This is a genomic window from Serratia sp. (in: enterobacteria) (assembly GCF_046715635.1).
Classification (GTDB): Bacteria; Pseudomonadota; Gammaproteobacteria; order Enterobacterales; family Enterobacteriaceae; genus Chania.
Genome location: NZ_JBKJYW010000554.1, coordinates 1 through 22,781 on the forward strand (window position 1 = coordinate 1; position 22,781 = coordinate 22,781).

At 56.1% G+C, this 22,781-nt stretch carries 19 protein-coding genes; 9 read left to right on the top strand and 10 right to left on the bottom strand.

The genetic code is table 11. The features are described from left to right. Together rapA and rluA are read left to right on the top strand one after the other, a co-directional pair. Positions 1 to 2,334 (top strand): RNA polymerase-associated protein RapA (gene rapA / locus ACLQ7H_RS28695; RefSeq protein ID WP_411755609.1); only part of this gene is annotated, 2,334 nt, incomplete at its 5' end. A 54-nt stretch (positions 2,335 to 2,388) separates the two neighbouring features. Continuing rightward, on the top strand, positions 2,389 to 3,039 hold the full coding sequence (gene rluA / locus ACLQ7H_RS28700; protein WP_024483552.1) for a bifunctional tRNA pseudouridine(32) synthase/23S rRNA pseudouridine(746) synthase RluA: 651 nt from the start codon (positions 2,389 to 2,391) through the stop codon (positions 3,037 to 3,039). A 34-nt stretch (positions 3,040 to 3,073) separates the two neighbouring features. Here the strand turns inward: rluA and djlA are convergent, their stop codons facing one another. Further along, positions 3,074 to 3,907, bottom strand: a complete 834-nt coding sequence (djlA, locus tag ACLQ7H_RS28705) for a co-chaperone DjlA (protein WP_021179279.1) — start codon at positions 3,905 to 3,907, stop codon at positions 3,074 to 3,076. 230 nt (positions 3,908 to 4,137) lie between these two features. Here djlA and lptD point away from each other — a divergent pair, with 230 nt between their 5' ends. From lptD to apaH, 6 genes are all read left to right on the top strand, one after another. Further along, positions 4,138 to 6,504, top strand: a complete 2,367-nt coding sequence (gene lptD / locus ACLQ7H_RS28710) for an LPS assembly protein LptD (RefSeq protein ID WP_411755610.1) — start codon at positions 4,138 to 4,140, stop codon at positions 6,502 to 6,504. Positions 6,505 to 6,571: 67 nt separating this feature from the next. Beyond that, positions 6,572 to 7,873 (top strand): peptidylprolyl isomerase SurA, encoded by a 1,302-nt coding sequence (gene surA, locus ACLQ7H_RS28715; RefSeq protein WP_411755611.1) that lies wholly within the window; start codon positions 6,572 to 6,574, stop codon positions 7,871 to 7,873. After that, a complete protein-coding gene (pdxA, locus tag ACLQ7H_RS28720) occupies positions 7,860 to 8,852 on the top strand; it encodes a 4-hydroxythreonine-4-phosphate dehydrogenase PdxA (protein WP_411755612.1) in 993 nt (330 codons plus the stop codon). Before surA ends, pdxA begins: the two co-directional genes overlap by 14 nt. Further along, positions 8,845 to 9,657: a 16S rRNA (adenine(1518)-N(6)/adenine(1519)-N(6))-dimethyltransferase RsmA gene (rsmA, locus tag ACLQ7H_RS28725; protein ID WP_411755613.1), complete on the top strand. Its 813-nt coding sequence runs from the start codon at positions 8,845 to 8,847 to the stop codon at positions 9,655 to 9,657. The genes pdxA and rsmA overlap by 8 nt, the downstream gene beginning before the upstream one ends. Before the next feature lie 19 nt (positions 9,658 to 9,676). After that, positions 9,677 to 10,054: a Co2+/Mg2+ efflux protein ApaG gene (gene apaG, locus ACLQ7H_RS28730; RefSeq protein WP_024483557.1), complete on the top strand. Its 378-nt coding sequence runs from the start codon at positions 9,677 to 9,679 to the stop codon at positions 10,052 to 10,054. Between the two features lies 1 nt (position 10,055). Continuing rightward, positions 10,056 to 10,907, top strand: a complete 852-nt coding sequence (gene apaH / locus ACLQ7H_RS28735) for a bis(5'-nucleosyl)-tetraphosphatase (symmetrical) ApaH (RefSeq protein ID WP_411755614.1) — start codon at positions 10,056 to 10,058, stop codon at positions 10,905 to 10,907. 46 nt (positions 10,908 to 10,953) lie between these two features. On the opposite strand, the gene folA is transcribed toward apaH, so the two are convergent. The 3 genes from folA to ACLQ7H_RS28750 all read right to left on the bottom strand — a co-directional run bounded on the left by folA (position 10,954) and on the right by ACLQ7H_RS28750 (position 12,840). Beyond that, positions 10,954 to 11,436, bottom strand: a complete 483-nt coding sequence (gene folA, locus ACLQ7H_RS28740) for a type 3 dihydrofolate reductase (protein ID WP_411755615.1) — start codon at positions 11,434 to 11,436, stop codon at positions 10,954 to 10,956. Between the two features lie 142 nt (positions 11,437 to 11,578). Next, positions 11,579 to 12,043, bottom strand: a complete 465-nt coding sequence (locus ACLQ7H_RS28745; RefSeq protein WP_411755616.1) for a threonine/serine exporter — start codon at positions 12,041 to 12,043, stop codon at positions 11,579 to 11,581. Further along, positions 12,040 to 12,840 (bottom strand): threonine/serine exporter ThrE family protein, encoded by an 801-nt coding sequence (locus ACLQ7H_RS28750; protein ID WP_411755617.1) that lies wholly within the window; start codon positions 12,838 to 12,840, stop codon positions 12,040 to 12,042. The genes ACLQ7H_RS28745 and ACLQ7H_RS28750 overlap by 4 nt, the downstream gene beginning before the upstream one ends. Positions 12,841 to 12,966: 126 nt before the next feature. On the opposite strand from ACLQ7H_RS28750, the gene ACLQ7H_RS28755 reads away from it, so the two are divergent. Continuing rightward, positions 12,967 to 13,581, top strand: coding sequence for a LysE family translocator (locus tag ACLQ7H_RS28755; protein ID WP_411755618.1), 615 nt, complete (start codon positions 12,967 to 12,969; stop codon positions 13,579 to 13,581). A gap of 33 nt (positions 13,582 to 13,614) precedes the next feature. Here ACLQ7H_RS28755 and kefC read toward each other — a convergent pair whose 3' ends face one another. The 6 genes from kefC to carA form a co-directional block, all read right to left on the bottom strand. Then, a complete protein-coding gene (kefC, locus tag ACLQ7H_RS28760) occupies positions 13,615 to 15,468 on the bottom strand; it encodes a glutathione-regulated potassium-efflux system protein KefC (RefSeq protein ID WP_411755619.1) in 1,854 nt (617 codons plus the stop codon). Beyond that, complete coding sequence (kefF, locus tag ACLQ7H_RS28765) at positions 15,461 to 16,021, bottom strand: glutathione-regulated potassium-efflux system oxidoreductase KefF (protein ID WP_411755624.1); 561 nt, start codon at positions 16,019 to 16,021, stop codon at positions 15,461 to 15,463. Before kefF ends, kefC begins: the two co-directional genes overlap by 8 nt. Before the next feature lie 137 nt (positions 16,022 to 16,158). Further along, the gene (locus ACLQ7H_RS28770) at positions 16,159 to 17,400 is read right to left on the bottom strand and encodes a cysteine desulfurase-like protein (RefSeq protein ID WP_411755620.1); all 1,242 of its coding nucleotides are present in this window, start codon (positions 17,398 to 17,400) and stop codon (positions 16,159 to 16,161) included. Further along, positions 17,397 to 18,035, bottom strand: a complete 639-nt coding sequence (locus ACLQ7H_RS28775; protein WP_411755621.1) for a 2OG-Fe dioxygenase family protein — start codon at positions 18,033 to 18,035, stop codon at positions 17,397 to 17,399. The genes ACLQ7H_RS28770 and ACLQ7H_RS28775 overlap by 4 nt, the downstream gene beginning before the upstream one ends. A 217-nt stretch (positions 18,036 to 18,252) precedes the next feature. After that, a complete protein-coding gene (gene carB / locus ACLQ7H_RS28780) occupies positions 18,253 to 21,474 on the bottom strand; it encodes a carbamoyl-phosphate synthase large subunit (RefSeq protein WP_411755622.1) in 3,222 nt (1,073 codons plus the stop codon). An 18-nt stretch (positions 21,475 to 21,492) separates the two neighbouring features. After that, entirely contained in the window at positions 21,493 to 22,641 is a 1,149-nt protein-coding gene (gene carA, locus ACLQ7H_RS28785; RefSeq protein WP_411755623.1) for a glutamine-hydrolyzing carbamoyl-phosphate synthase small subunit, read from the bottom strand. Positions 22,642 to 22,781: the final 140 nt, after the last annotated feature.

Here is a 22,781-nt window from a genome sequence, read left to right on the forward strand (position 1 = left end):
CATCAGCAACTGCTGGCTGGCCGTGCCGAACGCGTGCTGATCGTGGTGCCGGAAACCCTGCAACACCAGTGGCTGGTTGAAATGATGCGTCGCTTCAACCTCTATTTCTCGCTGTTTGACGATAGCCGCTACTCTGAAGCCATGCTCGACAGCAGCAACCCGTTCGAAACCGAACAGTTGGTGATCTGCTCGCTGGATTTCGTGCGTCGCAACAAGCAGCGCCTTGAGCAGTTGGCCGATGCTCACTGGGATCTGCTGGTCGTAGACGAAGCTCACCACCTGGCCTGGAGCGAAGAAGCGCCGAGCCGTGAATACCAGGTGATTGAACAGTTGGCCGAGCACATCCCAGGCGTACTGCTGCTGACGGCAACCCCGGAGCAGCTTGGCCAGCAAAGCCACTTTGCCCGCTTGCGCCTGTTGGATCCCAGCCGTTTCCATGACTACCAGGAGTTTGTCACCGACCAGCAGAAATACCGTCCGGTAGCCGATGCGGTGACGCTGCTGCTGAGCGGCGAGCGCCTGGCGGATGACAAGCTGAACCTGCTGGGTGAACTGATCGACGAGCAGGACATTGAACCCCTGCTGAAAGCGGCCAACAGCGATACCGACAACAGCGAGCAGGCGCGCCAGGAACTGGTCACCATGCTGATGGATCGCCACGGCACCAGCCGCGTGCTGTTCCGTAATACCCGTAACGGCGTCAAAGGTTTCCCACACCGTCACCTGCACCAGATCAAACTGCCGTTACCAACGCAATATCAGACGGCGATCAAAGTGTCCGGCATCATGAGCGCCAAGAAAACCGTCGAAGCCCGCGCCCGCGACATGCTCTACCCTGAGCAGATTTATCAGGAGTTCGAAGGGGAGAATGCAACCTGGTGGAACTTCGATCCGCGCGTTGAGTGGCTGCTGGATTATCTGGTCGCCAACCGTCATGAGAAAGTGCTGGTGATTTGCGCCCAGGCCGCCACCGCTCTGCAACTGGAGCAGGTGTTGCGTGAACGCGAAGCGATCCGGGCCGCCGTGTTCCACGAAGGACTGAGCATTATCGAACGCGATCGCGCCGCCGCCTACTTCGCTTCACAAGAAGATGGTGCGCAGGTGTTACTGTGCTCTGAAATCGGTTCGGAAGGGCGTAACTTCCAGTTTGCCAGCCAAATGGTGATGTTCGATCTGCCGTTCAACCCGGATCTGCTGGAACAGCGTATTGGCCGTCTGGATCGTATCGGCCAGATGCACGATATCCAGATCATGGTGCCTTACCTGGAAAACACCGCTCAGGCCGTGCTGGGCCGCTGGTTCCATGAAGGGCTGGATGCCTTCGAGCATACCTGCCCAACCGGCAGACCCATTTACGACAGCAGCTACGAGCAGCTGATTGGCTATCTGGCTGCTCCTACCGAGCAGGAAGGTCTGGACGAGTTTATCCATGCCTGTCACCAGCAGCACATCCAACTGAAAGCGCAACTGGAACAGGGCCGTGACCGTCTGCTGGAAATGCACTCCAACGGCGGAGATAAAGCGCAGGCGCTGGCAGAAGCCATTGCGGCGCAGGACAACGACGTTAACCTGGTGAGCTTTGCACTCAACCTGTTCGATATTGTCGGCATCAATCAGGAAGATCGCAGCGACAACCTGATCGTCCTGACTCCGTCCGACCATATGCTGGTACCGGACTTCCCGGGGCTACCGCAGGATGGCTGCACCGTGACGTTCGATCGCGAGCAGGCGCTGTCGCGTGAAGATGCCCAGTTTGTCAGTTGGGAACACCCGATTATCCGCAACGGGCTGGATTTGATCCTCTCCGGTGATACCGGGAGCTGCGCGGTTTCCCTGTTGAAAAACAAAGCTCTGCCGGTCGGTACCCTGCTGGTTGAACTGGTGTATGTGGTTGAGGCCCAGGCACCAAAACACCTGCAACTGACCCGCTTCCTGCCGCCAACGCCGATCCGCATGTTGATGGATCGCAAGGGCACCAACCTGGCGGCACAGGTCGAGTTCGAAAGCTTTAACCGCCAACTGAATGCGGTCAATCGCCACACCTCCAGCAAGCTGGTCAATGCGGTGCAGCAAGAAGTGCACGTGATGCTGCAACAGGCAGAAAGCCTGGTAGAAGAGCAGGCACGCGCGCTGATCGAACTGGCCAAGCAGGAAGCCGATGACAAGCTGAGTACCGAGCTGGCGCGTCTGGAAGCCCTGAAAGCGGTTAACCCGAATATCCGTGATGACGAAGTCGAAGCACTGGAGTTCAACCGTAAGCAGGTGCTGATTAACCTCAACGAAGCAGGATGGCGGCTGGATGCTATTCGCCTGGTAGTGGTGACACACCAGTGATCCACCCAACGGGGAGCCTAGGCTCCCCGGTTTGCCCTTCTCAGCGGAGCTAACATGGAACCTTACAATCCCCCGCAAGATCCGATGCACGTGCTGTATCAGGATGAACACATCATCGTGGTCAACAAACCCAGCGGGTTGCTTTCCGTGCCTGGCCGTGCCCCGGAGAACAAGGACAGCCTGATGACGCGTATCCAGGCAGACTTCCCGGCTGCGGAGTCAGTGCATCGCCTGGATATGGCTACCAGTGGGGTGATCGTTGTGGCATTAAACAAGGCCGCCGAGCGTGAGCTAAAACGCCAGTTCCGCGAGCGCGAGCCGAAAAAATGCTACATCGCCCGCGTATGGGGGCATATGGCACAGGATGAAGGGTTGGTGGATTTACCGCTGATTTGCGACTGGCCGAACCGGCCATTGCAGAAGGTCTGTTTCGAAACCGGCAAGGCCGCACAGACCGAATATGTGGTGCTTTCCCGGGACGCGGATGGCAGCACGCGGGTCAAGCTGTTGCCCATCACCGGGCGCTCACACCAATTGCGTGTGCATATGCTGGCATTGGGTCACCCGATTCTCGGCGATGGCTTCTACGCCCCACCAGAGGCCAAGGCGATGGCACCGCGCCTGCAACTGCACGCCCAAGAGTTGCGCATCACCCATCCCGCGTTCCAGACCCCGATGCATTTTCGCGTAGAACCGGATTTCTGAGTTTCTAGGGGCGCCGCATGCTGCGCCCCTGCGTTTATTTGAAACCCTTCTCGCGTTTGATCAGGTCGTAAGCCGCCTGGATCTCCTGCGCTTTCTGTTTCGCCATCTCCATCATTTCCGGCGGTAACCCCTTGGCAACCAGCTTGTCCGGATGATGTTCGCCCATCAGCTTACGGTAGGCACGCTTGATGGTGGTGGCATCGTCGCTGCTGTTAACTCCCAGCACCTTGCAGGCATCTTCCAACGTTGGGCCACGTTGCGCCTGCTGGTAGCCCCCCTGAGAGTAACCTCCTTGCTGCCCCTGCCAACTGCCGCCGCCAAACTGACGCCCGCCTTCGATCATGCTAAGGAACTGATCGAACTGAGCGCGGGAAATTCCCAGCTCTTCGGCGATCACATACAGCACCTGGCGTTCATTGGGGTGCAGCGAGCCATCGGCAAACGCGGCCTGGATCTGAATTTCCAGAAACATCCGAATCAGGTCAAAACGACCAAAACAGATGCTGCGTAGCTGCTGCAAGGTTTCACGCAGCGGGAACTGGCTGTGCTTGCCTTCGCGGAACGCCTGCTGCGCCGCGGTACGGGCCTCGCCATGCAGTTGCAGGCGGTCCATAAACAGGCTGGCTATCTGGATATCGGCTTCGGTCACCCGCCCTTTCGATTTGGTCAGATGCCCCATAACCTGAAAGGTGGTGCGGAAAAATAACGTCTGCCGCGTTTGCTGATCGGTAAAGAAGCCCCGGCTGCGCTTGTTATTACGTGCGGTATCGATCATATGGCCAACGATCAGCCCCAGCACGACACCCCAGAATCCGCCGCCAGCCCAAATGGCGACAATCACTCCGAGCAGTTTTCCCCAATACTGCATATACTCCCCAACTATCAAACCGTAATAAGCCGTGTATCCCTATCGGTACGCGCAAGGGTTAAGGCGATTTTTTCCAAGAATTCGATTATCATACCTGTCATTTATCTCTGCGCCTAACGACGACGCAATTGAACGGCAGGATTTAACACTAGCGCAACGCTGATGAGTGATATAGTCTCTGACCGTTTGCCGGACATGACGCCTCTGATGACGGAACACCTAAACCGCGTATGAAAAAAAGTTTCCCAACCCTGCTGGCCACGTTGATTTGGACGGCAATTTATAGTCAGCACGCGCTGGCAGACCTGGCCGAGCAATGTATGCTCGGCGTGCCTGTTTATGACAAACCGGTCATCACCGGCGACCCCAACAGCCTGCCGGTCACCATCATCTCCGATGATTCACAAGCCAACTATCCGAACAGCGCGCTGTTCACCGGCAACGTCAACATCGAACAGGGCAACAGCACCCTGACGGCGAAACAGGTTGAGCTGAACCAAACGCAAAAAGATGGTCAGCCTGATCCTATCCGTACCGTTACCGCTACCGGTGACGTGAACTACGCGGATAATCAGATCAAACTGAAAGGCCCTAAAGCCTGGTCAAACCTGAATACCAAAGATACCGACGTCTATCAGGGCGACTATCAGATGGTGGGCCGCCAAGGGCGTGGTGACGCTGACAAGATGAAGATGCGCGGTCAAAACCGCTACACCATCCTGGAAAACGGCACCTTCACCTCTTGCCTGCCAGGCGATGACAGTTGGAGCGTAGTGGGCTCCGAAGTGATCCACGATCGTGACGAAGAAGTGGCCGAGGTGTGGAACGCCCGCTTCAAGATTGGCAAGGTGCCGGTGTTCTACAGCCCCTATTTGCAACTGCCGGTGGGCAATAAGCGCCGCTCCGGCTTCCTGATCCCCAATGCCAAATATGGCAGTAATAACGGCTTCGAGTTCATGCTGCCGTATTACTGGAACATTGCGCCAAACTTTGATGCCACCATCACCCCGCACTACATGACGAATCGTGGCCTGCAGTGGCAGAACGAATTCCGTTACCTGTTGCAACCGGGTCTGGGCACCATGGCCTTCGACTGGTTGCCAAGCGATAGCCGGTACGAAGATGACCACGGGGATACCGATGACAGTAAGCGTTGGCTGTTCTACTGGGGTCATAACGGCGTAATGAACCAGGTGTGGCGCTTCAACGTCGACTACACCAAGGTCAGCGACCCTTATTACTTCACCGATCTGGATTCCAAATACGGTTCCACTACCGATGGCTACGCCACGCAGAAATTCAGCGTGGGTTATGCCGATGAAAACTGGGATGCCACACTGGCCTCCAAGCAGTTCCAGATCTTCAGCGGCGCGGGCAACCAAAACGCCTACCGTGCGCAGCCGCAGTTGGATCTCAACTACTATAAATCGGATATCGGTCCGTTTGATTTCCACACCTACGGCCAGGTTGCCAACTTTACCAGCGTCAACCCAAATAACCCGGAAGCCACCCGTTGGCACATTGAACCGGCGATCAATCTGCCGTTGGCCAACAGTTGGGGCAGCCTGAATACCGAAGCCAAACTGATGGCAACGCATTTCCAGCAGACTATCCCGAACGGTTTTGCCGCTGACTATGCCAGCCGTAACCAGGGAAGCCCGATTCCCGATCTGGAAGATTCGGTCAACCGTGTACTACCGCAGTTCAAGACCGACGGCAAAGTGGTGTTCGATCGCCCAATGGATTGGTCAGAAGGCTATACCCAAACCATTGAGCCACGTATGCAATACTTGTACGTGCCTTATCGCGATCAAAGCAATATCTATACTTATGACTCAACACTGCTGCAAACCGACTACTCGGGCCTGTTCCGCGACCGCTCCTACAGCGGCCTGGATCGCATCGCCTCGCAGAACCGTGTGGCAGCCGGTGTCACTTCGCGTATTTATGATGACGCGCTGGTTGAACGTTTTAACGTGTCCGTAGGTCAAATCTACTACCTCAGCCGCTCGCGGACCGGGGATCAAAGTAGCAACTTTGATAATAGCGATGATACCGGCAGCGTCGTCTGGGCTGGTGACACCTATTGGAAGATTGACGATCGCTGGGGTCTGCGTGGTGGTGTGCAATATGACACCCGTCTTGACAGCTTCGCGTTAGGTGACGCGGTAGTGGAATATCGTCAGGATCAGAATCGCATGGTGCAGTTGAACTACCGTTATGCCAGCCCGGAATATATTTCGGCAACCCTGCCGGATATCAGCAACCCTGGCTATCAGGACGGTATTTCACAGGTCGGTCTGGTAGCCAGTTGGCCGATTGCCGATCGTTGGGCAGTGGTCGGGGCGTATTACTACGACACCCGTGCGAAACAAACCGCTAACCAGTTGGTCGGCCTGCGTTATAACACCTGCTGCTGGGCGGTTAATGTGGGTTATGAGCGCAAAATCACCGATTGGGACAACGGCAATCAGGTCAGCAAGTACGATAACAAAGTGTCATTCAACGTCGAACTGCGTGGCTTGAGCAGCGATCACAGCCTTGGCACCAATGAAATGCTGCGCTCGGGTATTCTGCCTTACCAACGCGCATTCTGATATTGCTTAATAAATTGAAAAACAACAACTTTCACCCGCATTTGCGGATACAGATAACGGGAAATGTATGAAGAACTGGAGAACGCTTCTTCTCGGATTGGTGGTTTGTGCCAATACCGCGTTCGCAGCACCGCAACAAATGGATAAAGTCGCCGCCGTCGTCGATAACGGCGTAGTTCTTGAGAGCGACGTGAACGGCCTGATGCAATCGGTGAAACTCAACGCGCAGCAGGCTGGCCAGCAATTGCCAGACGATAATACGTTGCGTCACCAGATCGTTGAACGTCTGATTATGGATAACATCCTGCTGCAGATGGCGCAAAAAATGGGGATCACCGTTAGCGATGCCGATCTGGACAAGGCGATCGGCAATATCGCCGCCCAGAACAAAATGAGCCTGGATCAGCTGCGTAGCCGCCTGGCGTATGAAGGTCTGAACTACAACACTTACCGTACGCAGATCCGCAAGGAAATGCTAACCTCGGAAGTGCGTAACAACGAAGTGCGTCGCCGTGTCACTATCCTGCCACAGGAAGTTGATGCGTTAGCCAAACAGGTCGGCGCGCAGAATGGCGGTGAAACCGACATCAACATCAGCCACATCCTGATCCCGCTGCCAGAAAACCCATCGCAGAAGCAGGTTGATGAAGCCGAAGCACTGGCGAAACGCCTGGTGGGTGAAGCGACTGGCGGTGCCGATTTCGGCAAACTGGCGATCACCTATTCCGCCGACTCTCAGGCGCTGAAAGGCGGCCAGATGGGTTGGGGTAAACTGCAGGAAATGCCAACGCTGTTCGCAGAACGTCTGTCCAGCGCCAAAAAAGGCGACGTGGTTGGCCCGATCCGCTCCGGCGTCGGCTTCCATATCCTGAAGGTCAACGATATCCGTGGCGGTACCCAGTCGATTTCCGTGACCGAAGTGCATGCCCGTCATATCCTGTTGAAACCTTCAGTGGTGATGACCGACGATCAGGCACGCGCCAAGCTGCAAGAAGTGTCCGCGGCCCTCAAGAGCGGCAAAGCGAAGTTTGAAGACGAGGCCAAACAGCTGTCACAAGATCCAGGCTCTGCCCTGCAGGGCGGCGATCTGGGTTGGGCTTCGCCAGACATGTACGATCCGGCCTTCCGCGATGCGCTGCTGAAGCTGCAAAAAGGCCAGGTCAGCGAGCCGGTACACTCTTCCTTTGGCTGGCACCTGATCCAGTTGCTGGATACCCGTCAGGTGGATAAAACCGATGCGGCGCAGAAAGATCGTGCCTACCGCATGCTGTTTAACCGCAAGTTTGCCGAAGAAGCGCAAACCTGGATGCAGGAACAACGCGCCGCTGCTTACGTGAAAATCCTCGATGGAAGCAATGCAGCACAATAATCGTATCGTCATCACCCCCGGCGAGCCTGCCGGGGTTGGGCCGGATTTGGTCACCGTACTGGCACAACAGGATTGGCCTGTTGAGCTGGTGGTGTGCGCCGATCCGGCCTTGTTGCTTGAGCGCGCCCGCCAGTTGGCGTTACCGCTCACGCTGCGCGACTACCAGCCAGGCCAGCCTGCACAGCCACAGCGTGCCGGGACATTAACGGTATTGCCCGTTGGAGCCCTGGCCGCCGTGGTTGCTGGCGAACTTAACGTCGCTAACAGTGCCTATGTGGTAGAGACTCTGGCACGTGCCTGTGACGGTTGTCTGAACGGTGAGTTCGCTGCACTGGTCACCGGCCCGGTCAACAAAAGCATCATCAACGACGCTGGCGTCGCCTTTACCGGCCACACCGAGTTTTTTGCCGATCGCAGCCATTGTGAACGCGTGGTGATGATGCTGGCTACCGAGGAGCTTCGCGTCGCTCTGGCAACGACCCATCTGCCGTTACTGGCAGTCCCGGGCGCCATCACCCAACAGAGCCTGTTCGAGGTGATCACCATTCTCGATCGGGATCTGAAAAATCAATTTGGCATCCCGCAGCCTCTGATTTACGTCTGTGGGCTAAACCCGCACGCGGGGGAAGGTGGCCATATGGGACGTGAAGAGCTGGATGTGATTATTCCAGCTTTGGACGTGCTGCGTAGCCGCGGCATCCAGCTGATTGGCCCGCTCCCGGCGGATACGTTGTTCCAACCCAAATATCTGCAACATGCAGATGCGGTGCTGGCGATGTATCACGATCAGGGCTTGCCTGTACTAAAATACCAGGGGTTTGGTCGGGCGGTGAATATCACCCTCGGTTTGCCTTTTATCCGTACCTCGGTCGACCATGGTACCGCGTTGGAACTGGCTGGCAGCGGCACTGCCGATGCAGGCAGCTTCAAAACGGCCTTGGCTCTCGCCATTAAAATGATAATTAACAGCAATGAATAATAGAGTCCACCAAGGGCACTTTGCCCGCAAACGTTTTGGACAGAACTTTTTAACCGATCAGTTTGTCATCGATAGCATTGTCTCGGCCATTCACCCGCAGCCGGGCGAAGCGGTGGTCGAAATCGGCCCGGGCCTGGGAGCCTTGACCGAGCCGGTTGGCGCACGTATGGATCGCATGACGGTGATTGAACTTGACCGCGATCTGGCGGCTCGCCTGGCCAATCACCCACAGCTGAAAGACAAGCTGACCATTCATCAGCAAGATGCCATGACGGTGAACTTCGCCGAACTGGCAGCCGTGGAAGGCCAATCGTTGCGCGTATTCGGCAACCTGCCGTATAACATCTCGACGCCGCTGATGTTCCACCTTTTCAGCTATACTTCCGCTATTCGCGACATGCACTTTATGCTGCAAAAAGAGGTGGTCAACCGTCTGGTTGCTGGCCCGAACAGCAAGGCATACGGGCGCTTGACCGTGATGGCACAGTATTACTGCAACGTGATCCCCGTGTTGGAAGTGCCGCCGACTGCGTTCGCGCCGCCGCCTAAAGTCGATTCTGCCGTGGTTCGTTTGGTACCCCATCTGGTGATGCCAAATATTGTCGGCGATGTGCGTATGCTCAGCCGCGTAACCACCCAGGCGTTTAACCAACGTAGAAAAACCATCCGCAACAGCCTGGGCGATCTTTTCACCCCGGAACAGTTGACGGAACTCGGCGTCGATCCGACGCTCAGAGCAGAGAATATTTCTGTAGCGCAGTACTGTAAGCTGGCAAACTGGCTTTCACAACAGCAGGCGCAGTAGCAATAAAGGAGCAGTTGTCATGATTGATTCGCCCCGTGTATGTGTGCAGGTACAGAGTGTGTATGTGGAATCACAATCGATACCTGAAGAGGAACGTTACGTCTTCGCGTATACCGTTACCATCCGTAATCTGGGGCGCTTTGACGTGCAACTGCTGGGCCGTTACTGGCTGATCACCAACAGCAACGGTCGCCAAACCGAGGTTCAGGGCGAGGGAGTGATCGGCGAACAGCCGATTATCCAGCCCGGCAGCGAGTTCCAATATACCAGCGGTGCGATACTTGAAACGCCGCTGGGCACCATGGAAGGCCACTATGAAATGGTTGATCAACAGGGTCAGCCATTCCGTACCGCTATTCCGGTGTTCCGTTTAGCCATCCCTACGCTGATCCACTAATATGTCGACATATCTTATCGGCGACGTTCATGGCTGTTTCGATGAACTGCAGTCGCTATTAGCTCAGGTTGATTTCGATCCCCTGCAAGACCAACTGTGGCTGACCGGCGATCTGGTCGCCCGAGGTCCCGGCTCGCTCGAAGTGCTGCGCTACGTCCGCTCTCTCGGCCCGGCATTGCGTATGGTTCTGGGTAACCACGACCTGCACCTGCTGGCGGTGTACGCCGGTATCAGCCGTAACAAACCCAAAGACCGCATTACTCCCTTGCTCGAAGCGCCTGATGCTGACGAGTTGATCAACTGGCTGCGTCGCCAACCGGTGCTGCAGGTGGATGATGAACACAAACTGATCATGGGCCACGCCGGTATTACCCCACAGTGGGATATCGAGACCGCACAGATGTGTGCGCGTGAAGTGGAAGCGGTGCTCAGCAGCGACAGCTATCCCTTGTTCCTGGATGCGATGTACGGCGATATGCCCAACAACTGGACCCCGGAACTGAGCGGGCTGGCACGCCTGCGCTTTAGTACCAATGCGTTGACCCGCATGCGCTATTGCTTCCCTAACGGCCAGTTGGACATGATCTGCAAAGACGCGCCGGGCAGCGCTCCCGCTCCGCTGAAACCCTGGTTTGATCTGCCGCGTCTGGTCGACCCCGAGTACAGCATCATCTTCGGTCACTGGGCTTCACTGGAGGGCAGAGGCACGCCGGAAGGGATCATCGCTCTGGATACCGGCTGCTGTTGGGGTGGGGATTTGACCCTGCTACGTTGGGAAGACAAGCGCTACTTTACCCAGCCAAGCAACCGCCGTGATGCGATAGACAGCGCGGATACGCTGGCAGCTTCTTAAAACGACAATGGGCACCCAAGGGTGCCCATTTGATAGCTAACCCGCCTTAGCGGCGTTCCAAAATCTCAAAACAGTAGCCGTGCGAGTTCAGTGCATCTGCATCGTGAAAGGCGCTGAATGAGGTTTCCCATTCGTCTGGCTCGTAATCCGGGAAGTAGGTATCCCCGCCCACTTCGGCATCGATATGCGTCAGATACAATCGGGAAGCCCGTGGCAGGAACTGGCTGTAAATGCTGCCGCCACCCATCACCATCACTTCTTCTACCTCGCCAGCCGCTGCCAAGGCCTCTTCCAGCGAAGTCACCCAGGTCACGCCAGGTTCTTTACCCGGCTGGCTACTTAACACGATATTATGGCGGCCCGGCAATGGGCGGCCAATCGACTCAAAGGTCTTACGGCCCATAATCACCGGTTTATTTAACGTGTTCCGTTTAAACCACGCCAAATCCTCCGGCAGGTGCCACGGCATGGCATTTTCCATACCAATAACGCGATCCGCCGCCAAAGCAGCAATCAGGCTGATAATCATTGTTTAACCCTGTATAGGCAGCAAAATTGTTCACACTATACGTAAAGCCCCGGCCACCGTCGATAGACGAATCGAGCGATAGTCATATATCGGACGGCTCTGAAGATAAACTCTAATAATCCCAGTTCCTTAGCCAAAAGCCTTAAACGCCGGGACGTTTACGATACAGCCACATGCCCGGTACCGACAGGCCAATCGATAAAGCTCCCACGATAAAACAGGCTTTGAGGAAGTTGGAGATCATCACCGACATCAGGGCTTCGCTGTAGCCCAGGTGTGAAATCTCCACCACGCTGATCATCGCAGTATAGGCAGAAATACCGGGGAACATCGGGATCACCGCCGCAACGGTAAACACCTTGGGATGTGCCAGCAGCCAGCGTGACCAGTAAATGCCGATGATACCAATCAGGATGGCGGCCAGGAACGAGCCCCACTCGATATTCATGCCAAAATGCATCATCAGCATCCGCGAGCCGTGCCCCAATGCCCCAAGCAAGGCACAATAACGCAGTGCTCGCACCGGCACGTTGAACACCATGGCAAAGCCAAGCGCGGGTATTGCCGCCAGCAGCATGTCCTGTAACAGCGCCCAAAGCAGGCTCATGACCACCCCCGCAAATCCCACAGCGACATCGCCATCACCACGCCGATGCAGGTTGCCAACGTCAGTAAACTGGCCATCGCCCAGCGGGCCAGGCCGGTATTCACATGGCCTTTAAACATATCGGCTACCGCGTTGATCAGCGGGAAGCCGGGCACCAGCAACAGCACGCTGGCCGCCATCGCCACGCTGGAGGTTTGGTGGAAAAACGGCACGCGTAACAGCAGGCCGGAAACCGACGTGGCGACAAAGGCCGTCAGACAGAAGTTGATCAACGGATTCATATGGCGAGCGGTCAACATCTGGCGCACAAACATCGCCAGGCCACTGGCCATCAAGGTGACCGCAAAAGCATCTGGCCCGCCGCCGTTGAGCATACTGAAGCAGCCACAGGACAACCCCACCATCAGTACCACCAGCCAACGCGGATAGCGCAGCGGACGGATCTTTTCGAAGCGCCGTGCTACGTCATGAGCGTCGGCCAAATGGTGTTCCGCCAGGATCACAATGTGCTGCACCTCGGTCACCATTTGCATATTGATCCCGCGATCGACGTTCTTACGCGTGGTGGTCAGGCAGGCATCATTGCTGATGGTGGTCAGCACCACGGCGTTGGCCGAAATGGAGCTTTCTACACTATCCATGCCAAGCGCCAGGCCCAAGCGAGTCGAGAGTTGTTCCACCACCGTGCTTTCCGCCCCGTGCTGTAGCAGCAACAACGCACACTGAATACACAGACGGGTGATTTCACGCTGCTGCTGGTTTACACCGGGTATCTCTGCGGTCAATTCCTTTTTCATGTCACTCAATCACATCCTCTTAATGAAGACCCATCATATAACCAGAGATTAATGTAATAGGTTGATGCACGTCAGGAGGAGCGGCGTTATTATCAGCGGAATTAGGTCTTTTTCAGAGAGTCGCTCATGCTTGAAACCTCATTATTTGTCGCCGGTATTGCCACGCTTGGCATGCTTTCCCCCGGGCCAGACTTTTTTCTGGTGATTAAAAACGCGGCGCGCTATCCGCGTCTGGCAGCAATGATGACCGCGTTCGGCGTAATCTGCGGCGTGGCGACGCATATGTCTTACTGTGTCGCGGGGCTGGCGGTGGTGATCACCACCACACCATGGTTGTTCAACGTGCTGAAATACGCCGGTGCGGTGTACCTGATTTGGGTCGGCATTCAAGCCCTGTTGTCACGTGGGGGCAGCAAGATGAACATCGGCAGCCTGCCTCAACAGCAGGTCAGCCTGAAAAGCGCCTTTGTGCAAGGTTACCTGTGCAATCTGCTCAACCCGAAAGCCACGCTGTTTTTCCTGGCGGTGTTTACCCAGGTATTGCAAATCAACTCCGGCCTGGGTGAAAAGCTGTGGTATGCCGGGATTATTTTCGGCCTTTCCGCCATTTGGTGGCCGGTGCTGGTGTTTTTGATCCAAAGCGGGCCGGTGCGCCGTGGGCTGGAGAAAACCCAGAAGGTGGTCGATAAGCTGCTGGGCGGGATGTTAATCGCCTTGGGCATCAAGGTCGCGCTGAGCTGAAAAACCGGCGAGGGGCAAACCCTCGCCAGCCAATTACCCTTTCGCTTCCACGACCTCTTCCTCCGGCGCTTTGCCATCAATACTGCCACGCCAACCGGTTTGTGGCACCCGCGACAGCCGCGTCTGATCCTGCTCGATAGCTGACGAAAGCATCTCTTTGGCCCGCTGCAGGCTGGCGATGCGGAACTCGGTATCTTCGTAGTTCTCCAAAGTGTCCTCCAGCATCTTCACGTTATAACGCCGGAAAGTATCCGCTTTTTCACGGGCTTCGTAGGCGTCCAGCCCCAACAGTTCGAGAGTTTCTCTGCCGATCAGTAACGAGCTTTCAAAGGTTTCCCGCGCAGGCTTTTCCACACCCAACTGCCGCAGTTGATACCAGTGATCCACATCGCGGGCACGCGCCACCACTTTCAGGTGCGGGAAATGGCGTTTGACCAGCGCCGTCAGTTGCAGGTTGGCCTCCACGTCGTCGATGGCGTTAATCAGGATTTTGGCATGTTCCGCTCCCGCGGCTTCCAACAGATCGGCCCGCGTCGCATCACCATAGAACACCTTGGTGCCAAATTTGCGCAGCGTTTCGATATGGTCCGGATCGTGATCCAGCACTACGGTATGCACGCCGTTAGCCAGCAGCATACGGCCCGCGATCTGGCCGAAACGGCCAAAACCGGCGATGATCACACTGGCGTTCTCTTCGTCAATCACGTCTGCCGGGCGCTCGTCCTGCGGGGCATTCTTGGCCAGGCGAGCGGCAACCACCAGCAATAGCGGCGTGGCAGCCATCGAAAGAGCAACGGCCAACGTCAGCGATTTAGCCCATTCGAGCGGTAACACACCGGCCATCTGCGCCGCACCAAAGATCACAAAGGCAAACTCACTGCCCTGCCCCAGCAAAATGGCGAACAACCCGCGCTGGCGCTTGGGTACCCCAAGCATTGGCGCAACCAACCACAGCAGCGCCGCCTTCAGCAGCATAAAGCCCAGCAACAGCGAGGCAATCAGCAACGGGTGATGGAACAGGGTACCAAAGTCGATCGACATCCCCACGCCGATAAAGAACAACCCAAGCAGCAGACCTTTAAATGGCTGAATATCGCTTTCCAGCGCATGACGGTATTCGGAACTGGCCAGCAACACGCCAGCCAGAAAGGCTCCCATGGCCATCGACAACCCGGCCATTTCCAGCAGAATGCCAAAACCAAACACCAGGAACAGCGCCACGGCGCTGAAGACTTCACGCATGCCGGAACGCGCCACAAAGTGCAGCAAGGGCCGGGTCACATAGCGCCCCAGTAACACTACAACCGCCAGCGCTCCCACCACCTTGGCGGCAGAAAATACAAAGGCACCCAGCGTGGTAGCCGCGCCGCTGCTGGCTAGCAGTGGGATCATCGCCACCAAGGGAATAGCGGCAATATCCTGGAACAACAGCACCGCAAACGAGCTGCGGCCAATCGGCGCAGGCGTCAGGTTACGCTCACTCATCGCCTGCATGGCGATTGCCGTTGAGGAGAGTGCCAACGTCAAGCCAATCAGCAAGGCGACCTGCCAATTCAGGCCGAGGAAATAGCAGAAGGCGCTCAGCACCAGACCGCATCCCACCATCTGGATGCTCCCACCACCAAATACCGCTGCCCGCAGCGTCCACAACCGCCGGGGATCCAGCTCCAGCCCGATGATAAACAGCATCAATACCACGCCGATTTCGGCAAAGGTCAGTATCGACTCGGGATCGGAAACCAGTTTCAACCCCCAAGGGCCAATGACGCAGCCCGCAATCAGGTAACCGAGTACCGATCCCAGCCCCAGGCGTACGGCAATCGGCACCAACAGTCCGGCCGATCCCAGATAGATCAGCCCTTCAATCATCATCGAGTGGTTATCCATTCACGGACTCCTGCTCTGCTGCTGGCTCGTTGTGTTCCATCAGATACTGCACCAGCCGCTGGCGATAGGCTTCCCCGGCGGCGATCAAGGCCGGTTCGTTACAGGTGAAGGTGTTGTGCACGGCAAAATAGGGCTGCCACTTCATACCGCAGTAAATCGCCGTGGCCTGTAGCGGCTGGCCCAGCGCGGTAAAGTTGGGGTAATCGCCCAAAGCGAAATGCTGCTCATCTCCGCCGCTGGTGACCGCCCACAGGCAGTCTTTCCCTACCAGTGCGTTGCCCTCATGGCCATAGGCCCAGCCATGCTCCAGCACTTTGTCGATCCACAGTTTCAGCAGCGGCGGCAGGCTGTACCATTGCATCGGATGCTGTAAAACCACCATATCGGCCCGTTCCAGCGCCCACTGCTCGGCGTTGATATCGATATTAAAATCCGGATACAGTTCGTACAGCGCACGGACCTCCACGCCGGGAATGTCTTTTACCGCCTGTAGCAACCGTTGGTTGGCATGGGAATGCCGGGGATAGGGATGGGCGTAAATAATCAGGATCATGCGCTTCTCGTTGTTGCGTTTCATACAACGAGTATATACCTGTCATCGTGCCGCCATGACTGACATAAAATCTTGCTGGCCCACGATGCCCCCATCCCCTGATCATCAGGATATGGGGGCGATATGGCATCACCGGCTTATGGTAATGATTGACTCAACGTGTTGATAATCTCAAACAAGCGGTCAATTTCCTGGCGGGTGTTGTAGTGCATCAATCCGATCCGCACGACACCGCCACGTTGCTCCAGACCCAGTTGGCGGATCAGCCCCAGCGCATAAAAATGCCCGTTGCCGACACAAATATTGTGCTCTCCCAGCGCCCTGGCAACCGATTCCGGCTGGCCGTGCGCAAACGTCACGGCGAAAGTCGGGGTCCGGCAGTTGGCATCAGGCCGATCGATACCGTACAAGCGCGCGCCCTTCACTTGCCGTAGTTTTTCCAGGAAATAAGCGCTGAGCGCTTCTTCATGTTGGCTGAGTTGGCTAAAGCTGTCTTGCAAGCGCTGGCGCAATGGCGCACCGGGTTCTCCCCACTGAGCCAGATATTCGATCGCAGCAGTCACCCCCGCGAGCCCTTCAAAACTCTGAGTTCCCGTCTCAAAACGCCCTGGGCCAAGATCGGTGGCCGGTTCGACCTTGTAAGGACGTAACGTTTGCAACCACGGTGCAGCCAGATAGGCAATCCCAACGTGTGGGCCAAAAAATTTATACGCGGAACACAGGAGTATGTCGCAACCCAACGCCTGAACATCAATCAGGCGGTGTGGAGCATAGTGCACAGCATCGACATAAACCAAAGCGCCAACCTGGTGCGCCGCCTCGACGATACGCTTTATATCCACGATCGAGCCTGTGGTATTCGATGCATAGGTGACAGCCACCAACCGGGTTTTGGCATTCAAGAGCGCACAAAGTTTATCGACGTCTAACGTACAATCCTGCTCATTAACCGGAGCCTGATGGACAACGACCTGTTTATCGGCAGCGGCCTGTTGCCAGCTCGAAACGTTCGCATAGTGATCCAGAGCGGTGACGATCACCTCGTCCCCGGCTTGCCAATCCCGGCTGATAGCGCGGCTCAGCTGAAAAGTCAGTGAGGTCATGTTGGCGCCAAAGACAATATTGTCAGCCGAGTCGGCATTCAACAACGCCCGAACGGACTCTCTGGCTTGTAACATCACTTGCTCAGTAGCTTTGCTGGAAAAATAGTGTCCCCCCAGGTTGGCATTATGGTGACCCAAATAATTGACCATCTTGTCTAATACCGTGCGCGGGACCTGTGAGCCACCGGGGCCATCAAAGAACACCACGCTTTTTCCTTGATACCGCTGATCCAGAGCGCTGAATTGCGCCCGGCTTTGTTCAGGCGTAAATTTCATGCCACCCTCGCAGTCAGAACAAAAACATCCATATGCCCTTCTTTATCTGTCTCGACGGCACGGATTGGGCAGGCGTTATGCCACAACTTACTATCAGCAATCATGGCAACTTCGCCATTTTCCAACACCTTACGGAAAAATGGCTCTTCGCGATTGCTGTTATAAAGCAGGATATCCCCCCCTACAATGTTATGCCTGTCGATACCCACTATCGCGATATGGTCAAAACCATCGCGATGGATGCCTTCCGGCGCCACCTGAGTTTCATCATAAGTGGTGGTAATGCGGATTTGGTGGATCTCTATTTCCTGGTTGTTCGGTAGAGCATTGCTCTCAACAAAGACTCCGCACATTTCGCACATCCCCTCATTTTGCCAGGTCGTGGCCAGAAGCGGTTCGAATTGGCGGACGATATTGCCCTGAAAATGGTTGATATCCTCAGATTGAACAAACTCATGTTTGCCCGTCTCTACCACCTTGCCATCCTGAAAACGCATGACGGAAAAACGCCGCAGGCGGTACTTGCCATCCGCATGCTGGGTGTGGGGAAGCGTGTTGAATGAAGGAGCCAGTTGAGCCATCCCTTCCCGGCTAAGATGGGTGATCTGCAGGATATTCTCGTGTTTGTTTAGCATGATGACACCTTATTGAACAGGTCCGTTTTACAACAGAAAATAACAGTAATCATCATTAAAAGTAGATAAAGATAATGGGATATCAAATTTATCATCCCAAAAATATGACACACCACCACAAAATCAGCACAAGCCGCAAACCACCACCTTTGGGTTGCTGCGACAACAAAAAAAGGCGCTGCAAAAGCAGCGCCTCAGTGGTAACCAAGTTATTAACTTACTTGGTGATACGTGCGTGCAGTTCCTGTACCGACGTGACCTGCTCGGTTGGATCTGCCTTCATCGCCATCGAGGTGGCAAAGCCGCCGTTCATCGTGGTGTCGTAGTGCACTTTATACTGCAGCGCACTGCGGCGGATCAGCTTGGAGTCTTCAATCGCCTGACGCCCCGCCGTGGTATTAACGATGTAGGTGTACTCGCCGTTCTTGATGCGATCCTGAATGTGCGGACGCCCTTCATGCACCTTGTTGACCAGGCGTGGGTTAATCCCCGCTTCGCCCAACACCACTGCGGTGCCGTGGGTAGCATCCAGTTCAAAGCCCTGCTTGAGCAGGCTGGCAGCCAAATCCACTACGCGAGCCTTGTCCCCACTGCGTACCGACAGCAGCGCACGGCCTTTCTTCATTCCAGAATTGCTGCCCAACATCGCCTTGGAGAAGGCTTCGGCGAAGGTGCGGCCAACGCCCATCACTTCACCGGTCGAGCGCATTTCTGGCCCGAGGATCGGGTCAACACCTGGGAACTTGTTGAACGGCAGCACCACTTCTTTAACCGAGTAGTACGGCGGGATAACCTCTTCGGTCACGCCCTGTTCGGCCAGTGATTTACCGGCCATCACGCGCGCCGCCACTTTCGCCAGCGCTACGCCGGTAGCCTTGGAAACGAACGGCACGGTACGCGCGGCACGTGGGTTCACTTCGATCAGGTAGACTTCGTTGTTCTTCACCGCAAACTGCACGTTCATCAGACCACGAACCTGCAGTTCAAACGCCAGTTTTTCTACCTGCTGACGCATCACATCCTGGATCTCTTTGCTCAGCGTGTAGGCTGGCAGTGAACAAGCAGAGTCACCGGAGTGGACGCCAGCCTGTTCGATATGCTCCATGATGCCACCGATCAGCACGCGCTCACCGTCGCAGATGGCATCCACATCCACTTCTACCGCATCATCCAGGAAGCGGTCCAGCAGCACTGGTGCATCGTTGGATACGCTGACCGCGTTCTGGAAGTAACGGCGCAGGTCGATGTCGTCATAAACGATCTCCATCGCGCGGCCACCCAGTACGTAGGATGGGCGCACCACCAGCGGATAACCGATACCGGCCGCTTTCTCAACCGCTTGCTCAATGGTTGCCACGGTGGCGTTGGCCGGCTGCTTCAGGCCCAGACGGTTAACCGCCTGCTGGAAGCGTTCACGGTCTTCGGCACGGTCAATCGCATCCGGGCTGGTGCCGATAATCGGCACACCTGCTGCTTCCAGCTCACGCGCCAGTTTCAGCGGGGTTTGCCCACCGTACTGCACGATAACGCCTTTTGGCTTCTCGATACGCACGATTTCCAGCACGTCTTCCAGCGTCACCGGTTCGAAGTACAAACGATCCGAGGTGTCGTAGTCGGTAGAGACAGTTTCCGGGTTGCAGTTGACCATGATGGTCTCGTAGCCGTCTTCACGCAGCGCCAGTGAGGCGTGTACGCAGCAATAGTCAAACTCAATGCCCTGGCCGATACGGTTCGGGCCACCGCCCAGGATCATTATTTTCGGCCGGTCGTTGGTCGGGTTGGATTCGCACTCATCTTCATAGGTGGAATACATGTAGGCGGTGTCGGTCGCAAATTCTGCCGCACAGGTGTCCACGCGCTTGTAGACCGGGTGCATGTTGAAGCTGTGGCGCAGCTTGCGGATTTCGTTTTCTGCCACGCCAGCCAGCTTGGCCAGGCGCGCATCGGCAAAGCCTTTACGCTTGAGCGTGCGCAGGAAATCGGCGTTCAGACCGTTGATGCCCGCTTCGGCAACCTGCTCCTCCAGACGCACCAACTCTTCAATCTGCACCAGGAACCAGCGATCGATGTTGGTCAAGTTGAACACGCCATCGACGGACAGACCAGCACGGAAAGCATCGGCGATGTACCAGATGCGATCTGAACCAGCATCTTTCAGTTCACGGCGGATCTTGGTCAAGGCTTCCGGATCGTCCAGACTTACTTTCGGATCGAACCCGGTCGCGCCCACTTCCAGGCCGCGCAGCGCTTTCTGCAACGACTCTTGCTGGGTGCGGCCAATCGCCATCACTTCGCCGACCGACTTCATCTGGGTGGTCAGACGATCGTTGGCACCGGCAAACTTCTCAAAGTTGAAGCGCGGGATCTTGGTGACGACGTAGTCGATGGAAGGTTCAAAGGAGGCTGGCGTACGGCCGCCGGTGATGTCGTTCATCAGCTCATCGAGGGTGTAACCCACCGCCAGCTTGGCGGCGATCTTGGCAATCGGGAAGCCGGTGGCTTTCGAGGCCAGCGCGGATGAACGGGATACGCGTGGGTTCATTTCAATCACGATCAGGCGACCGGTTTTCGGGTTCACCGAGAACTGCACGTTGGAACCGCCAGTTTCCACGCCGATCTCACGCAGTACCGCCATCGAGGCGTTACGCATGATTTGGTATTCTTTGTCGGTCAGCGTTTGCGCTGGAGCCACCGTGATGGAGTCACCGGTATGGATGCCCATCGCATCGATGTTTTCGATCGAGCAGACGATGATGCAGTTGTCATTCTTATCGCGCACCACCTCCATCTCGTACTCTTTCCAGCCGATCAGCGATTCGTCAATCAGCAGCTCTTTGGTCGGGGACAGATCCAGACCGCGTTCGCAGATCTCTTCGAACTCTTCGCGGTTATAGGCGATACCGCCACCGCTGCCGCCCATGGTGAAGGATGGACGGATAATGCAGGGGAAGCCCACATCGGCGGCCACCGCCAACGCTTCTTCCATATTATGGGCGATGCCGGAACGCGCCGTGTCCAGGCCAATTTTCTTCATGGCGATATCGAAACGGCGGCGGTCTTCGGCTTTGTCGATGGCATCGGCGGTCGCGCCGATCATGGTGACGCCGAACTCGGCCAGTACGCCCTGACGTTCCAGCTCCAACGCACAGTTCAGCGCGGTTTGCCCACCCATGGTTGGCAGCACCGCATCTGGGCGCTCTTTCTCGATGATTTTACGCACCACTTCCCAGTGGATCGGCTCGATGTAGGTGGCGTCGGCCATTTCCGGGTCGGTCATGATGGTGGCCGGGTTCGAGTTGACCAGCACGACGCGGTAACCTTCTTCACGCAGCGCCTTACACGCCTGGGCACCAGAGTAGTCAAATTCACACGCCTGGCCGATAACGATCGGGCCAGCGCCGAGGATCAGGATGCTTTTTATATCTGTACGTTTTGGCATGGCTTTTCTGGCTCCTGATTATTTGGCGTTGGTACGGTAAGTCTCAATCAGTTCGATAAAGTGATCGAACAGCGGCGCGGCATCGTGCGGGCCTGGGCTGGCTTCTGGGTGGCCCTGGAAGCTGAACGCGGCTTTATCGGTACGATGGATGCCCTGCACCGTGTGGTCGAACAGGGATTTATGCGTAACCCGCAACGTGCTCGGCAGATTATTTTCATCAACAGCAAAGCCGTGGTTCTGCGCGGTGATCATCACGGTGTTGTTATCCAGATCCTTCACCGGGTGGTTACCACCGTGGTGGCCAAGCTTCATCTTGATGGTTTTAGCACCGCTGGCCAGCGCCAACAGTTGGTGACCCAGGCAGATACCAAATACCGGGATATCAGTTTCCAGGAAGCGTTTGATGGCGGTGATGGCGTAATCACATGGCTCCGGGTCCCCAGGGCCGTTGGACAGGAAGATGCCGTCCGGATTCATTTTCAGCACGTCTTCCGCAGGGGTTTGCGCTGGCACCACGGTGAGGCGGCAGCCGCGATCCACCAGCATACGCAGGATGTTACGCTTGGCGCCGTAATCGTAGGCCACCACATGGTAAGGCAGTTCGCCCGCAGGTTTAGCCTCCGGCAAATCGCCTTCCAGCGTCCAGCTCCCCTGCTGCCAGGCGTAAGCTTCTTTGGTGGTGACCTCTTTCGCCAGATCCATACCTTTCAGGCCAGGGAAAGCCTTGGCTTTTTGCAGCGCCAGTTCGGCATCGGTGAGGTCGCCCGCGATGATGCAGCCGTTCTGGGCGCCTTTCTCACGCAGCAGGCGGGTCAGCTTACGGGTATCGATATCGGCAATTGCCACAATATTGTGACGCTTGAGGTAATCGGCCAGGCCCATTTCGTTGCGGTAGTTGCTGGCAATCAGTGGCAGGTCGCGGATGACCAGGCCTTGAGCATGAACTGCGGAGGATTCTGCGTCGGAATCATTGGTGCCGACATTGCCGATATGAGGATAAGTAAGAGTAACGATCTGGCGGGAGTAGGAAGGATCAGTGAGGATTTCTTGATAACCGGTCATCGAGGTATTGAAGACCACTTCCCCCACTGCCGTACCTTCTGCCCCGATGGCCCGACCGTGGAATTGGGTTCCGTCTTCCAGAACCAATAGCGCTGACTTAATCAAAACACCCTCCGAGGAATAATCAATCACAATATTTGCATATTAATTCAGATTTCACGCCCTAAATCAATGCAAAAACCGCCCTCAAGGCCAATTTTTGGCAAATTGGGCGCATTTTAATGATGAGCGTCCCGCTTGTCTAG